The following is a 14197-nucleotide window of genomic DNA, read 5'->3' on the forward strand; positions in this document are numbered from 1 at the left end:
AAAACTCCAGCGCCCCAAAAAACCTCCCGGGCTCTTTGCCACAGGCTGGCCCGAAACACGGGAACCAATCCACGCATGCGCCACATCACAAGCCGGGGGCGCAGGCGTGGATTGAATTCATGCCGTATCAGTTGATGTTGACGCTGTTGACGTTGGCCGTGCCACCGATGGCGTAGATGTCCTCGGCGGTGTTGTCCGTCACGTTGATGACGGAATCACTGACCTCGGAGCCCGTGATGTTGACGCTGTTGACGTTGGCAACGCCTTGCATCTCCAGCTCGGCCACCTTGATGCCCACGCTGCCGCCGCCAGCGGTCACGCGCTTGGCCGAGTTGCCCGAGACGTTGATGGTGGTGTTCTTGACCGTCGAGCCGTTCGAGCCTGATGCGGAAATCAATCCAGGAACGCTGATATTGCCAGACTGGGCCATGGCACTGGAAGCCAGTACCGAAGCGAGCAATGCACCAACACAAACCAGTTTGCGAGACATAGGGGTTCTCCTAAAAAGTTCAGAGCATTCGCCAAGACATGGCCGACCACGTAGGCCCATGGCCACTGACGCGAGACCGACGCAAGGCCTGGCGGACCACTGTGCCGGGCAGTCACACTGCCTGACCAGCGCTGCGAAATTTAAGAAAAACCCGCACTCGGGCTGTACGCAAAATGTTCGCGGCTGTATGGAGTTGCAAACGCCGCAGCCTTGACTTTGCAAAGGCGCTGCACCTTCGCAGACGGCTCAGCAAGCGGGCCTGTTTTCCCTTGAGCGCCCCTCGTGCCAAAAGCCGAATGGACCGCAATCTGGCGCAGCCAGGCAGCGCCAGACCTACACCACCAAATCTGCGTTGCTGCTGGTTTCAATCCTTGATCAGCGCTTACCAAAAGCACATTTTTGCGACGCGGGCGGCGCAACAGTCTCACTATCATCGCCGCCGCCATGGCCTGGCCAGGCGCTCCTGCAACAAGACTTCTTTTGGCCCATGAATGCTCCATATCTGCCAGCCTCCAGCGCACAGCGCTTCCCCTGCTCGCACCGCCTTGCTGCGGCCAGCACTGCCCTGCTTGCTCTGGCATTGAGCGCCTGCGATCTGCGCGGCGCAGCGCCTGATGCAGTCGCCTTCCCCGATGACGCAGCCATCACCAAGGCCTTGCGCATCGACTGGGACAGCGACCCGGCAGGCCAGCAGGCCAAAGCCTTGCTGCACACCCTGGGCGGCCCCGGGGCCAACGTGCGCTACCGCATCCACCGGGTGATTGCGCAGCCTGTGGGCTTTCTTGTGCAATACGATGCCCTCGTGCAGCTGCAGCAGGATGGGGCCCAGAGCCTGCAGCAGTTTCAGCAACAACTGGCTGAGCAATTGGCCCAGCAGGCACAGCAGCGCGCAGGGACGCAGGGCAAGAGCGGCAGCGCACCGGAGGCCCCAAGCAAAGAAGCCTCGCAGCCCTCAAGCGAATCGGGCAACGCCGAGCTGCACAAAGCCATCGAGCAGCTGCGCGCCACCCAGGCTGATCAGGCCCAGGCCCTGGAGCGCATGCTGCAGAACATGCAGCAGTGCTACCAAGAACGCCACAAGGGCGACGAAGTGGTGCTGATGGCGCGGCTGCGGGCCCACCTCTGGCCCGAGCGCAATCAGGGCTGGTATGCAGAAAAAGTCGCCGCGCCGGACATGCAGATCGCCTGCCTGCCGCTGTAAAACCTTTTCAGAGTCTTGGCACGAGCGGGCAGCGATCGTGAACGGGCATCTCAAATGCCCGTCACCGCCACGGCCTTGCTGATCAGGTGCTCCTCCAGCGCCTCATGGCCGCCTTCGGTGCCCAGGCCGGAGTCTTTCACGCCCCCGAAGGGCAGCTCTGCCGATGGCGTGGCCGGCTGATTGATCCACAGCATGCCGACCTGGACCTGCTCGGCCAGGGTTTGCACATTCTTGAACGAGCGCGTGAAGGCGTAGGCCGCCAGGCCATAGTCGAGCCGGTTGGCCTCGGCGATGGCTTCATCCAGGCTGGTGAAGGTGCGCAGCCCGGCAATCGGGCCAAAGGGCTCTTCGTTGAAGAGCAATGAATCCATCGCTGGCTGCAGCACCAGGGTGGGGGCAAAGAAGTTGCCCTGCTCGCCCACGCGGCGCCCGCCAGTGACGACCTCGCCCCCCTTGGCCTGCACGTCGGCCACGATGCGCTCCATGGCCTGCACGCGGCGGGCGTTGGCCAATGGGCCGAGCTTGGTGTCCTCGGCCAGGCCATTGCCCAGCTTGAGGCTTTCGCAGTGGGCCACGAAGGCGTCCTGGAAGTCGCGCGCCAGCGATTCATGCACCAAAAAGCGCGTGGGCGCAATGCACACCTGGCCGGCGTTGCGGAACTTGGCCATGGCCACGGACTTCACCGCCAGGGCCACGTCCGCATCCTCGGCCACGATCACCGGCGCATGCCCGCCCAGCTCCATCACCACTTTTTTCATCTGCGCCCCAGCCTTGGCGGCCAGTTGCTTGCCCACGGGGGTGGAGCCGGTGAAAGTCACGAAGCGGATGACCGGGCTGGCAATCAGGTAGTCGGAAATCTGCGCCGGATCGCCATACACCAGGCCAACCACGCCCTCAGGCAGGCCCGCGTCCACAAAGCACTGCAGCAGCGCCGCTGGCGAGGCCGGCGTTTCCTCTGGCGCCTTGCACAGGAACGAGCAGCCCGTGGCCAGGGCAGGGCCCAGCTTGCGCGTAACCTGGTTGAGGGGGAAGTTCCACGGCGTGAAGGCCGCCACCGGCCCAATGGGTTGCTTGAGCACCATTTGCTGGCTGGCCAGGTTGGCGCCAGGCACGATTCGGCCATAGACGCGCCGCCCTTCGTCGGCAAACCAATCAATCATGTTGGCGCAGGACAGCGCCTCGACGCGCGCCTCGGCCAAGGGCTTGCCCTGCTCCATGGTCATCAGCGCGGCGATGTGATCGGCCCGCTCGCGCAACAAGGCGGCGGCCTGGCGCATGATCTTCTGGCGTTCCACACTGGATGTAGCGCGCCAGCGCTCAAAGCCGCGCTGGGCCGCCGCCAGGGCCTTGTCCAGATCGGCCTGGGCAGCATGGGCCACGCGGCCGATGGCCTGACCCGTGGCCGGGTTCAGCACATCCAGGGTGCGGCCATCGGCCGCGTCCTGCCATTGGTTGTCGATCAGCAAACGGGTATCTGGGTACTGGGTGGCTTGGCTTGAGCTGGTGGCAGTCATTGCAATCTTCCGGTCGGGCAAAAGAAACTCTGCAAGGTCTGCAGCGCAGGCCTTGCAAAACACAGGCAGGCGCATTTTTCCACCAAAACCATGGCCGCAACAGCCTCGCACGCCCGCCGAGCAGCGCCGAACAGGCGGATAATGAAGCTGTAAGCCTGCGCCAGGCCACCGACCGCATGGATAGACGGCCAGTGCTGCGCTCGGCAATTTTGAGGGCCGGCTTTTGTGTCGCCCACCCGTTCACCAACAAGGAGATTGCAATGAACCAAACCTTCAAAGTCCAGGGCATGACCTGTGAGCACTGCGTTCAGGCGGTGCAAAAGGCCATTCTGAAGACCGACAATACGGCCAAGGTTCAGGTGGATTTGCCCACGGGGCTGGTCAGCATTGCCAGCTCGCAACCACGCAGCGCACTCGTTGCGGCCATTGAGGAAGCTGGCTATACAGTGGGTAGCCCTTGAGATCAGGGGCAGGCCCCGAGGCCTCGCCTGGCCCGTTACAACCGGCCCCCCAAAAAAAGCGCTGCTTGAAAGCAGCGCTTTTTTTTCATGCGTTGCCCGGCAAACTGGCCGGCTCGGCCAGCTGACCGTCTGCCTCAACCTGCTCCAGACGATAACCCACGCCATAAACGGCCGTGACCACATAGCCATTCTCTGGCTTCAAATTCAGTTTGTTGCGCAGACGGGAAATATGGGTGTCTAGCGAGCGCGAGGGCATCGGCGTGAGCTGCCCCCAGACCATTTCCCGCACGTGATCGCGCGAAAGCAAGCGCCCACAGTTCTGAAACATGAACAGCGCGAGATTGAATTCACGGTGTTTGATGTCCACCGGCTCGCCGCGCACTTCCAGCGTGCGCTTTTCCGTATCAAAGCGGTATACGCCAAAATCGACGATGTGCGCCATCTGGCTTTCAGGGTATGAGCGGCGCAGCAAGGCTTGAATGCGCGCCAGTAACTCACCCATGCGCACGGGCTTGGTCATAAAGTCATCGGCGCCGCTGCTCAGACCCTGCACCACGTCTTCCTCGCTGCCACGGCGCGTCACGAACAAAATGGGCATGTTTGAGCCAATGCTCTGGCGCACGCTTTGCACGACCTGCGGCCCTTCCATATCGGGCAAATACCAATCGACCACCAGTAAATCCAGCGTGCGCGTGCGCAGGTCTATGAGCAGACTGGTACCGTCGGAATACAAATAGCAACTGTGGCCCAGTTTCTCGATGGCCGCACGCATGAACTCCTGCACCAGGGGATCATCATCCAGAACGCCAATTCGCATGTTGATGCTCTCACGCCTTCAATGGGTTTTAAAAATGCTTTGCACAAATCACCGCACAAGAGCTTCTTGACCGGACGTCAACAGCGTTTTGGCAAACCATCTGAAGGCACAAGCCATTGCAAAACAAAAGTCCCGAACAGCCCATCCGATGCAGCAAAACCCTTGTTTGGGCATCAATCCGTGCAACACATCCTTAATCGCTACAAGTCTGCAGCTTCTTTTCGCCGCTGAACTTTACCCGAAATTGCCACAGCGAAAATTGATTATCAGCAGCAGGAATTTTCACAAATATTTACAAAAACCTCTGTTAAATCCAGGTAAATGACTCGGTTATTGCTGTGACTGCATCCAAACGAGCAGCGCCAACACCAATAGGCCCAACAACACCGCCAGAGCGATCTTGACCCAGCTATAGGGCTGCTCGCCAGCCAGTGTGCCGGTATAGCCATTGGCCACGATCTGGTAGGTCTTGGCCCCATAGGTGTAATGCACCAGCCAGACGGGCACCAGCACATGCTTGAAAGTGCGCCCCTGGTACTGCGCATCGACCACCAGATTGCGGTGGGTGTCACCCGGCACGCGGCTGGCACACAGCGCGCGCAGGCGTTGCTGCATTTGCTGCTCGCCCAGCGTGGCTGCGCGGCGCAGATCCACCTGATAGCGCTCCACCGTCCAGCCGCGCACGTACTCGGGCGAGTAGGGGCGCAAGTCGGTCAGGGTCGGGAAGGGCTCGATCTTGCGCAGCAGGCCGGCATGCACGCCCACGGTGCCCGGCACCAGCTCATCGTCGAAGAAATGCTGCAGCTGGCCCGAGGCAGGCACCCAGCGGATGTGCTGCACCTGCCGAGTTTGCAGATTGCCCTGGCTGTCGCGATAGGTCTGGGTGGTGTAGTAGTAGTGGCCCGCATCTGCGCGCCAGCGCGCACTGGCGTGCGCGTCAAAAGTCCAGTACGGCAGGTAAACGCCCTTGAGCGTATCGGTCAGCGCCGCCCGCTTGAGCTTGTTGGGTGCAAACCAGCGCGAGCCATACCACTTGCGCACGCGCTCGCGCATTTGCGCATCGCTGAGGCGGAAGGGCAAGATGCTTTGAGGCGTGATCGCATCCTGCAGCTGCTCGTGGGCCACAATGGCCGGCGAGCCGCAGAAATCGCAGCGCTGCGCCACCCGGCCATCAACAAACACCGAAATGGCATGGCAGTTGCGGCATTGCACTTCGCGCCGTTGGTTGCTCCAGCCGCGCTGGTTGGCCGGGTCGCGCAGGGCCTGCTCCAGATCCTGCTCGAGCACGCCGCCGGCCTCGCTGCCATCGCCTGCGTTCGGGTCGGGCGGGCGCCAGGCGGCGGTAGTGCCGCAATAGGGGCAGACCAGCGCCTGCCGGGCGGCATTCCATTCCAGATTGGCGCCGCATTCAGGGCAAGGGTGTTTGCCAATGGCGGTCGTGGGGGCCGCCGCCGCGCTGGCAGGCGCTGGGGGGATAGCGTTTGTCATGCCGGTTCTCTCGCTGCCTGCCCTTGCAAAAGCGCAGGCGAATGCTCAGCGCTTGTGCAATGGACGCCCGCGGGCTGCTGCGGGCGCGTGGTGGGAAGGCCATCAGCCGCGCAGGAACTCCTCCAGTGCGCCACGGGCGATGCGCCAGGCGCTGCCGATCTTGCGCGCTTTGAGATCACCGGCCTCGATCGAGGCCATCACGTCCTCCACCGAGACGCCCAGCGCTTGCGCAGCCTGCTCGGGCGTGAGCACATCCAACGCGCCGGCCCCCGCCGCCCCTTGGACGGCGCCAGCCGCTGCCATGCCAGCGGCCGGGGCGTGCTGAGGCTGCTGCATGCTTTTCATCATCTCCTGCGCCATGCCAAAGCCCATGGCCATTTGCGCTGGCATGGTGGCCGCGGCACCAGCCTCGCCACCCTGGCCCATGGCCTGGCCCATCTGGTATTTGACGTAGTCGTTGAGGTTGCCGATCACGCTCATGCTCGAACGCTTGTCGATGGCCTGTTCGACCTCCGGCGGCACCGAGACGTTTTCCAGAATGAAGCTGCTGACCTCCAGGCCGTACTTGTCGCGGATGGCCGGGTTGATGATGGGCAGCAACGCATCGCCCAGCTCGGCATAGCGTTGTGCGATATCCAGCACTGGCACATGGGCCTTGGCCAGCGCCTCGGTGAACACGCTGACGATGCGCGAGCGCATGGTGTCGTTGAACTCGTCAAGGCGGAAGTTCTGATCCGTGCCGGCCACTTCCTTGAGGAACCTGGGCGCATCGACAATGCGGAAGTCGTAAGTGCCAAAGGCACGCAGGCGCACCACGCCAAAGTCCTGGTCGCGCATCATCACCGGGTTGGAAGTGCCCCATTTGTTGCCGGTGAACAGGCGCGTATTCAGGTAGTACACATCGCACTTGAAAGGCGATTGGAAGCCGTACTTCCAACCCAGGATGGTCGAGAGGATGGGGATGTTCTCAGTGGTCAGCGTGTGCTTGCCCGGGCCGAACAGGTCGGCGAACTGGCCGGCGGCGACGAACTGCACCATCTGCGACTCGCGCACGATGAGCTGCGCGCCGTTCTTGATTTCCTTGTCTTCATCGGGCCAGCGGTACGACAGCGTGTCGCGCGAGTCATCGGTCCACTCGATGACTTCAATCAGCTGGTTGCGCACCAAGTTCCAAATCCGGTCCATAAAACGCCTCTGTTTGATCGATAGGGGTCAATGCTGGCTGCGCGCGGCCTGGCGCAGCGGCTGCCTTCTGCATGAAGTGCCCGCAGGCCATGGGCCCGTCAGCCGGTCTTGAGCAGGCGCGCGGCCTCCAGCGCGAAGTAGCTCAACACGCCATCTGCGCCGGCGCGCTTGAAGGCCAGCAGGCTTTCAAGCACCACCGCATCATGGGCCAGCCAGCCATTGGCCGCTGCCGCCTTGAGCATGGCGTACTCGCCGCTGACCTGGTAGGCGAAGGTCGGCACCTCGAAAGCCTGCTTGACGCGCCAGAGCACGTCCAAATAAGGCATGCCGGGCTTGACCATGACCATGTCCGCGCCCTCCTGGATGTCCAGCGCCACCTCACGCAGGGCCTCGTTGGTGTTGGCCGGATCCATCTGATAGGTCTTTTTGTCGCCCTTGCCCAGGTTGGCGGCCGAGCCCACCGCATCACGGAACGGGCCATAGAAGGCGCTGGCGTACTTGGCGCTGTAGGCCATGATGCGCGTATGCACATGGCCATGGGTCTCCAGCGCCTGGCGGATGGCGCCGATGCGCCCGTCCATCATGTCGCTGGGCGCGACGATGTCCACCCCAGCCTGGGCCTGCACCAGCGCCTGGCGCACCAACTGCTGCACGGTGGCATCGTTGTGGATGTAGCCGCGCTCGTCGGGCAGGCCATCCTGGCCGTGACTGGTGTAAGGGTCCAGCGCCACGTCGGTCATCACCCCCAGCTGCGGGAAGCGCTGCTTGAGCGCAGCCACCACGCGCGGCACCAAGCCATCGGGGTTGGTGGCTTCTTCCCCATCGGGGGTTTTCAGGCTGGCGTCAATGACCGGAAACAGCGCCAGGCAGGGGATGCCCAGGGCCACGCACTCCTCGGCCACGCGCAGCAATTGATCCAGACTGAGCCGCTGCACCCCCGGCATCGACGGCACGGGCGTGCGCAGGCCCTGGCCTTCCTGCACGAATACGGGATAGATCAAGTCCTTGACGGTGAGCTGACTCTCGCGCACCAGATCGCGCGTGAAGGCGTCGTAGCGCAAGCGGCGCGGCCGGGTCAGCGGAAAGGAGAAATGGGCATGTGACATGGGCAGTCCAGAAAAGGCAAAAGCGCGCACCCATCACAACATGCTCTGCACCAGACGCAGGTACTCGCCCACAGTGCGGCATTGGCTGGCGCTTTGGGTGCTGATGTTGATGTTCAGCGCCAGGCATGTCTCGTCGTTGATGATGGTCATCTTCAGCCAATCGCGAATGGGCGTATGGGCATCGATGTCCCCGCGCGGGCATTCCAGCACCTGCGACACGATATGAAAGACCTGCAATTCAATCGACATGCCGCCATTGTGCATGGTTTTGCCCATCGGGCCGCCCCATGATGGGGAGCGTCCAGGCGCGCCTCGTGCAAGCGCCGCGCCGGAATTTGAGGCGCATCGCCGAGATTGCTACACTGCGGCCCCTTTGCCTGCCAGCCCTGCATTCCGCCTGCTTTTCCGCCCATGCTCCAATTTTTCTTTCGGCGCCTTGCCTCGCTGCTGCTGTCCCTGGCGGGCGCATCGGTGCTGGTCATGTTCGTGCTGGAAGTGCTGCCGGGCAATGCCGCGCAGACCATGCTCGGGCCCGATGCCGCGCCCGAGGCCGTACAGGCGCTGTACGAGCAACTGGGGCTGGATCAGCCCTTGCTGCGGCGCTACGCTGGCTGGATTAGCGGCCTGCTGCGCGGCGACATGGGCGAGAGCTACGCCTACGGCATTCCGGCCAGCGAGCTGATTCTGGAGAGCCTGAAGCTGACCCTGCCGCTGGCCCTGCTGGCCATCGCGCTGGCCATCGCCATGGCGCTGTGCGCCGGCATCTACGCCGCAGCGCGGCACAACCGCGCCGGCGACGTGCTCACCATGGGGCTGACGCAAATTGGCATCGCGGTGCCCAACTTCTGGCTGGCCATCTTGCTCATCATGCTGTTTGCCGTGCGGCTTCGCTGGTTCTCCGCCGGGGGCTTTCCCGGCTGGAGCAGCGAGTACGGCGGCGGTCCCTGGCCGGCGCTGAAGGCCTTACTGCTGCCCGCCCTGGCCCTGGCCATGGTGCAGGCGGCCATGCTGGCGCGCATGACGCGCTCGGCCATGCTGGAGGTGCTGCGCGAGGACTACATCCGCACGGCCCAGGCCAAGGGCCTGGCGCGCTGGCAGGTGCTGCTGGGCCATGCGCTGCGCAATGCGCTGATCCCGGTGATCACGGTCGCCGGCCTGCAATTTGCCAACCTGCTGGCCGGCACCATCGTGGTGGAAAACGTCTTCCAGCTGCCTGGCCTGGGGCGGCTGATCTTTCAGGCCATCGAAAACCGCGACATGGTGGTGGTGCGCAACTGCGTGCTGCTGCTCTCGGCCATGGTGATCGTGGTGAACTTCCTGGTCGATCTGGCCTACGCCTGGCTGGATCCGCGCATCCGCCACACGCGCACGCGCACGCGCCGCGCAGCCATGTCCATCCCCGCCTGAATGAGCGCCCGCCATGCCCACGACGCTGCCCCCTGCTGCCGCCCACACGCTACGCACCGCCTGGCGCCAGCCATCGCTGCTGGTGGGCGGCCTGCTGACGCTACTGCTGCTGTGCACGGCGTTGCTGTCGATGGTCTGGACGCCGCACCCGCCCGGCGAGCAATACACCGACCGGCGCCAGGCCGCGCCCAGCGCCGAGCACTGGCTGGGCACCGACGTCTATGGCCAGGACATGCTCTCCCAGCTGATGGTGGGCGCGCAAAGCTCCGTGCTGGTGGGCGTTGTGGCCGTAGGCATAGGCTTGCTGCTGGGCGTGGCCCTGGGCCTGCTGGCCGCCACGCGCAAAGGCTGGGTTGAAGAGCTCATCATGCGCCTGGCCGACCTGACTTTCGCCTTCCCGGCCATTCTCACGGCCATCATGATGCGCGCCGTCTATGGCTCCGGCGTGGTGATCTCCATCATCGCCATCGGCATTGCCAGCGTGCCCATCTTCGCGCGCCTGACGCGCGCCTCGGCCAATGCCCTGCTCGAGCGCGATTTCGTGCTGGCCGCGCGCGCCTGCGGCCGCCGCCCCTGGGCCATCACCTGGGAGCACGTGCTGCCCAACCTGCTGCCCATCCTGATCGTGCAAGCCACCATCCAATTTGCCATTGCCATCCTGGCCGAGGCCGCGCTGTCCTACCTCGGCCTGGGCACGCAATACCCCACCCCATCCTGGGGGCGCATGCTCAGTGAGGCCCAAACCACGCTGTTCGACGCCCCCATGCTGGCCGTTTACCCTGGCGTGACCATCGCCCTGGCCGTGTTCGGGCTGAACCTGCTGGGCGATGGGCTGCGCGACCGACTTGACCCTCGGCTGACGGGCAGCCAGCGATGAGCCCAGCAATTACAGCCAGCGCCACAGCACCCAGCGCCGCGCTGCTGGCCATCGAAGGCCTGCACGTCAGCCTGGGCAACCCGCCGCACAGCACCGCCGTGCTGCACGACATTCACCTGCAAGTGCAGCCCGGCCAGACCCTGGGCCTGGTGGGCGAATCGGGCAGCGGCAAATCCATGACAGCGCTGGCCATCATGGGCCTGCTGCCCACGCCCGCGCAATGCAGCGGCAGCATCCGCCTGCAGGGCCAGGAGCTGCTGGGGCTGTCGCAGCGGCAGCTGCAGCGCCTGCGCGGCAACCGCATGGCCATGGTGTTCCAGGAGCCCATGAGCGCCCTCAACCCCGTGCACGCCATTGGCCAGCAAGTGGCCGAGCCATTGCGCCTGCACCAAGGCCTGGGCCGGCGCGCCGCGCTGCAACAGGCCGCCGCCTTGCTCGAGCGCGTGGGCATTGCCCGCGCCAGCCAGCGCCTGGCGGACTACCCACACCAGTTCTCCGGCGGCCAGCGCCAGCGCATCACCATCGCCATGGCGCTGGCCTGCAAGCCCGCCTTGCTGATTGCCGACGAGCCCACCACGGCGCTGGACGGTATCGTGCAGCAGCAAATCCTGGATCTGCTCGACGAGCTGGTGCTGGAGCGCCACATGGGCCTGCTGCTGATCTCACACGACCTGGCCGTGATCTCCGACTACTGCGACAGCGTGGCCGTGATGACCCAGGGCCAGATCGTCGAGCACGGCGCCACGGCCAACGTCTTCGCGCAGCCGCAGCACCCCTACACCCAGCAGTTGATGCAGTCGCGCCAGCGCCTGATGGCCTTTTGCCAGAGCGACACGCCCACTGCCCCTGCTGCTGCATCCAACTGCAGCAATGGCAGCAATGGCGCAGGGAGGACTGCATGAGCGCGCCCAGTACCTCGCGCTGCAACCTGCTGGAGGTGCGCGACCTCAGCCACCATTACCACCAGCCGCGCCGCTGGCCGGCGTTGCCCTGGCCGGGCCGGCACCTGGCCCAGCAGACTGAGCAAGGGCTAGTGCTGGAGCACATCAGCTTCTCGCTGCAGCCCGGGCAAAGCCTGGGCATCGTTGGCGAATCGGGCGCGGGCAAATCCACGCTGGCGCGCATCGTCATGGCGCTGGAGCGCCCCAGCCGCGGCAGCGTGCGCCTGCTCGGGCGCGACCTGCACCAAATGTCGCCCGAGCAGCTGCGCCTGGCGCGGGCCGACTTCCAGATGGTCTTTCAGGATCCGTACAGCTCGCTGAACCCGCGCCAGCGCATCGAGCGCATCGTCACCGAGCCGCTGCGCGCACTGGGCGAGCGCGAGCTGCTGCCCATGCGCCGCCGCGCCGAGCAAATGCTCGAACAGGTCGGCCTGCACAGCCGCGACCTGGACAAATACCCGCATGAATTCTCCGGCGGCCAGCGCCAGCGCATCGCCATCGCCCGCGCGCTGATGACGCGCCCGCGCCTGATCGTCGCCGACGAGCCCGTCTCCGCCCTAGACGTCAGCATCCAGGCCCAGGTGCTGGACCTGCTGCTGGAGCTGAAGAAAACCTACGGCATCTCCTTCCTGCTCATCAGCCACGACATGGCCGCCATCCACCACCTGTGCGAGGACATGCTGGTCATGCACCAGGGGCGCATCATCGAGCGCGGCAGCCCGGCGCAGTTGTTTCACGCCCCGCAGCAGCCCTACACCCAGGCCCTGATCGCCGCCATGCCGCAACTGGGCCAGGGCCGACGCCGCGACCGCCTGGCTCAGCAACAACAGCAGCAACAGCTACAACAACCGCCAGCAGCGGCCCAGCCCGCAGCGCCTGGCGAGAGCCACGGCCACGAAGGCCACTGAGCAGCCCTCAATGCGGGCGGCGCTCGCGCCTGCGCAGCAGCTGCCAGGCGCCCAGCAGCAGGGCCAGCACCGCCGCCAGCATGGCCGCGCGGAACACCGGCGGCAGGCGCGCGTCCAGGGCAAAGCGCCACCACGGCATATGGCTCAGATCCTCGTGGCTATAGGCGAAATAAATGATCCAGCCCAGCGCCGCGAACACCAGGCCCAGCGCCAGCAGCCAGCCCAACTCCAGGCGCACGGCAAACAGCGAGGAATGGCTGCTGAACTGCTCCTTGGACACCAGCAACAGCCCCAGCAGCACCGCCAGCATGGCCATCTCGTACCAGGCAAAGCCATTGGGCAACGACAACCACAGCGCCAGGCCCGTGGCCAGCAGCGCCAGCCACCAGGCCGCATCCAGACGCTCCAACAGAGCCCGCGCCAGCACCAGCAGCAGCAGGCCGCAGACGCTGCCCAGCAGCCGCGAGGCCTCGATCCAGAACTGCGGCACATGCCAGCGCTGCAGGGCCAGCGCTGCGGCCTGGTTGTCGGGCCTGGCGCCAGCGGCCAGCAGCACTGCCCCGGCGGCAAAGGCCAGCCCGCCCAGCACCAGCGGCGCCGCCCAGGCGATGTTGCGCGCAATCTGCATGCCCGTGACGTGCAGCCGCCGGCGCGCGCGGCCCGGCCGGCTGTTCAGCCGCATCCACAGCGCATAGCCAGTGAGCAACAACGCCGCCGCCACCAGCGGCAGCAGGTAGTACACGACCCGATACAGCACCAGCGCCGCCGCCAGCGCCGTCGCCGGCAGGCCCGAGGCCGACAGGCCGGTGAACATCACCGCCTCGAACACCCCCAGCCCGCCAGGCACGTGGCTGAGGATGCCGGCCGTCAGCGCCAGCATGTACACCATCAGAAAGGCCCACCAGGTCAGCGGGCTGGGCGGCAGCAAAAACCACAGCGCCAGGCCAGCCAGCACGGTATCGGTGGCCGTGATCAGCAGCTGCCGCAGCGCCAGGCCCAGCGAGGGCAGCTGCAGCTGCCAAGGCCCCAGGCGCAGCGTCTGCAGCCGCGCGCAGCACCACAGGAACGCCAGCGCCGCAGCCAGCACCAGCGCCGCCAGCACCACGATGGCCGCCACCGGCAACTGGGTGTGCAGCGCCGTGCGCTGCGCGCCCAACAGCAGCGCCAGGGCCCCCAGCACGGTGATGCCAGCGCCGAAGGCCAGTGCGTTGAAGGCAATCAGCCGCGTGACTTGCAGCGCCGTCAGCCCCCATTGTGTGAACATGCGCATGCGCACGGCGCCGCCGGCCAGCACCCCCAGGCCCACGGTATTGCCCAGCGTGTAGGCCATGAATGAGGTCACCAGTACGGCCGTGCGCGGCGGCGGGTGTGCTGGCGCCAGGTATTTCAGCGCCGAAAAGTCGTAACCAGTCATGACCAGGTAGCTGGCCGCGGCCGCCAACGCGGCGTAGCCCAACGCCTGCGCGGGCACCTGGCCCATCAGCTGCAGCACCTGCGCGGCATCGACCTCGGCCAACGCATGGTGCAGGGCCCACACCACCAGCAGCGCCACCGCAGCCGTCAGCGCCAGCGACAGGCCACGGCGCAGCCGCGGGTGGTAGAGCACCCGCACGAACCAATCCAACAGAGAAGACGCCGAAGCCATGGAAATTCCCAACAATGCCGCTGGCTGCAGCCCGCCGCGCTGCGCGCCGCCACGCCAGACGGCCATTATTCCCACGGCCATGGCAGCGCGCCGGATTGCGGCCCGCGGTTTTGCAAGGGGTTACAGAAAAATGCCCGGAAAGGCCGGCCGCTACACT

At 65.2% G+C, this 14197-nt stretch carries 14 protein-coding genes; 6 read left to right on the forward strand and 8 right to left on the reverse strand.

The window, feature by feature from the left end; translation table 11 throughout:
- Positions 1-127 precede the first annotated feature (127 nt).
- Positions 128-490: a hypothetical protein gene (locus CLI93_RS12820; RefSeq protein WP_095542996.1), complete on the reverse strand. Its 363-nt coding sequence runs from the start codon at positions 488-490 to the stop codon at positions 128-130.
- 487 nt (positions 491-977) lie between these two features.
- On the opposite strand from CLI93_RS12820, the gene CLI93_RS12825 reads away from it, so the two are divergent.
- Entirely contained in the window at positions 978-1691 is a 714-nt protein-coding gene (locus tag CLI93_RS12825; protein WP_095542997.1) for a hypothetical protein, read from the forward strand.
- Positions 1692-1741: 50 nt separating this feature from the next.
- Here CLI93_RS12825 and CLI93_RS12830 read toward each other — a convergent pair whose 3' ends face one another.
- On the reverse strand, positions 1742-3205 hold the full coding sequence (locus CLI93_RS12830) for an NAD-dependent succinate-semialdehyde dehydrogenase (RefSeq protein ID WP_095542998.1): 1464 nt from the start codon (positions 3203-3205) through the stop codon (positions 1742-1744).
- Between CLI93_RS12830 and CLI93_RS15650 the strand changes: the two genes are divergently transcribed.
- Positions 3205-3666 carry a heavy-metal-associated domain-containing protein gene (locus tag CLI93_RS15650; RefSeq protein WP_420823128.1) on the forward strand — a complete coding sequence of 154 codons (462 nt, stop codon included), beginning with the start codon at positions 3205-3207 and terminating at the stop codon, positions 3664-3666. The genes CLI93_RS12830 and CLI93_RS15650 overlap by 1 nt on opposite strands.
- Before the next feature lie 85 nt (positions 3667-3751).
- On the opposite strand, the gene CLI93_RS12840 is transcribed toward CLI93_RS15650, so the two are convergent.
- The 5 genes from CLI93_RS12840 to CLI93_RS12860 form a co-directional block, all read right to left on the reverse strand.
- A complete protein-coding gene (locus CLI93_RS12840; RefSeq protein ID WP_095542999.1) occupies positions 3752-4483 on the reverse strand; it encodes a response regulator transcription factor in 732 nt (243 codons plus the stop codon).
- Positions 4484-4813: 330 nt separating this feature from the next.
- Entirely contained in the window at positions 4814-5971 is a 1158-nt protein-coding gene (locus CLI93_RS12845) for a TFIIB-type zinc ribbon-containing protein (RefSeq protein WP_095543000.1), read from the reverse strand.
- Positions 5972-6073: 102 nt separating this feature from the next.
- Positions 6074-7156, reverse strand: coding sequence for an SPFH and helix-turn-helix domain-containing protein (locus CLI93_RS12850; RefSeq protein WP_095543001.1), 1083 nt, complete (start codon positions 7154-7156; stop codon positions 6074-6076).
- A 98-nt stretch (positions 7157-7254) separates the two neighbouring features.
- Positions 7255-8262, reverse strand: coding sequence for a porphobilinogen synthase (gene hemB / locus CLI93_RS12855; protein WP_095543002.1), 1008 nt, complete (start codon positions 8260-8262; stop codon positions 7255-7257).
- A gap of 33 nt (positions 8263-8295) precedes the next feature.
- On the reverse strand, positions 8296-8511 hold the full coding sequence (locus CLI93_RS12860) for a hypothetical protein (protein WP_143326432.1): 216 nt from the start codon (positions 8509-8511) through the stop codon (positions 8296-8298).
- A 162-nt stretch (positions 8512-8673) separates the two neighbouring features.
- Here CLI93_RS12860 and CLI93_RS12865 point away from each other — a divergent pair, with 162 nt between their 5' ends.
- From CLI93_RS12865 to CLI93_RS12880, 4 genes are read left to right on the forward strand one after another with little or no spacing between them, the layout of a single operon-like run.
- On the forward strand, positions 8674-9669 hold the full coding sequence (locus tag CLI93_RS12865; protein ID WP_095543003.1) for an ABC transporter permease: 996 nt from the start codon (positions 8674-8676) through the stop codon (positions 9667-9669).
- Positions 9670-9682: 13 nt separating this feature from the next.
- Positions 9683-10546, forward strand: coding sequence for an ABC transporter permease (locus CLI93_RS12870; protein ID WP_095543004.1), 864 nt, complete (start codon positions 9683-9685; stop codon positions 10544-10546).
- Positions 10543-11448 (forward strand): ATP-binding cassette domain-containing protein, encoded by a 906-nt coding sequence (locus tag CLI93_RS12875; RefSeq protein WP_095543005.1) that lies wholly within the window; start codon positions 10543-10545, stop codon positions 11446-11448. The genes CLI93_RS12870 and CLI93_RS12875 overlap by 4 nt, the downstream gene beginning before the upstream one ends.
- The gene (locus CLI93_RS12880; RefSeq protein WP_095543006.1) at positions 11445-12395 is read left to right on the forward strand and encodes an ABC transporter ATP-binding protein; all 951 of its coding nucleotides are present in this window, start codon (positions 11445-11447) and stop codon (positions 12393-12395) included. Before CLI93_RS12875 ends, CLI93_RS12880 begins: the two co-directional genes overlap by 4 nt.
- Positions 12396-12402: 7 nt before the next feature.
- Here CLI93_RS12880 and CLI93_RS12885 read toward each other — a convergent pair whose 3' ends face one another.
- Positions 12403-14121 (reverse strand): lysylphosphatidylglycerol synthase domain-containing protein, encoded by a 1719-nt coding sequence (locus CLI93_RS12885; protein ID WP_095543007.1) that lies wholly within the window; start codon positions 14119-14121, stop codon positions 12403-12405.
- Positions 14122-14197: the final 76 nt, after the last annotated feature.

The organism is Vandammella animalimorsus (genome assembly GCF_002288875.1).
In the GTDB taxonomy this organism is placed as follows: Bacteria; Pseudomonadota; Gammaproteobacteria; order Burkholderiales; family Burkholderiaceae_C; genus Lampropedia; species Lampropedia animalimorsus.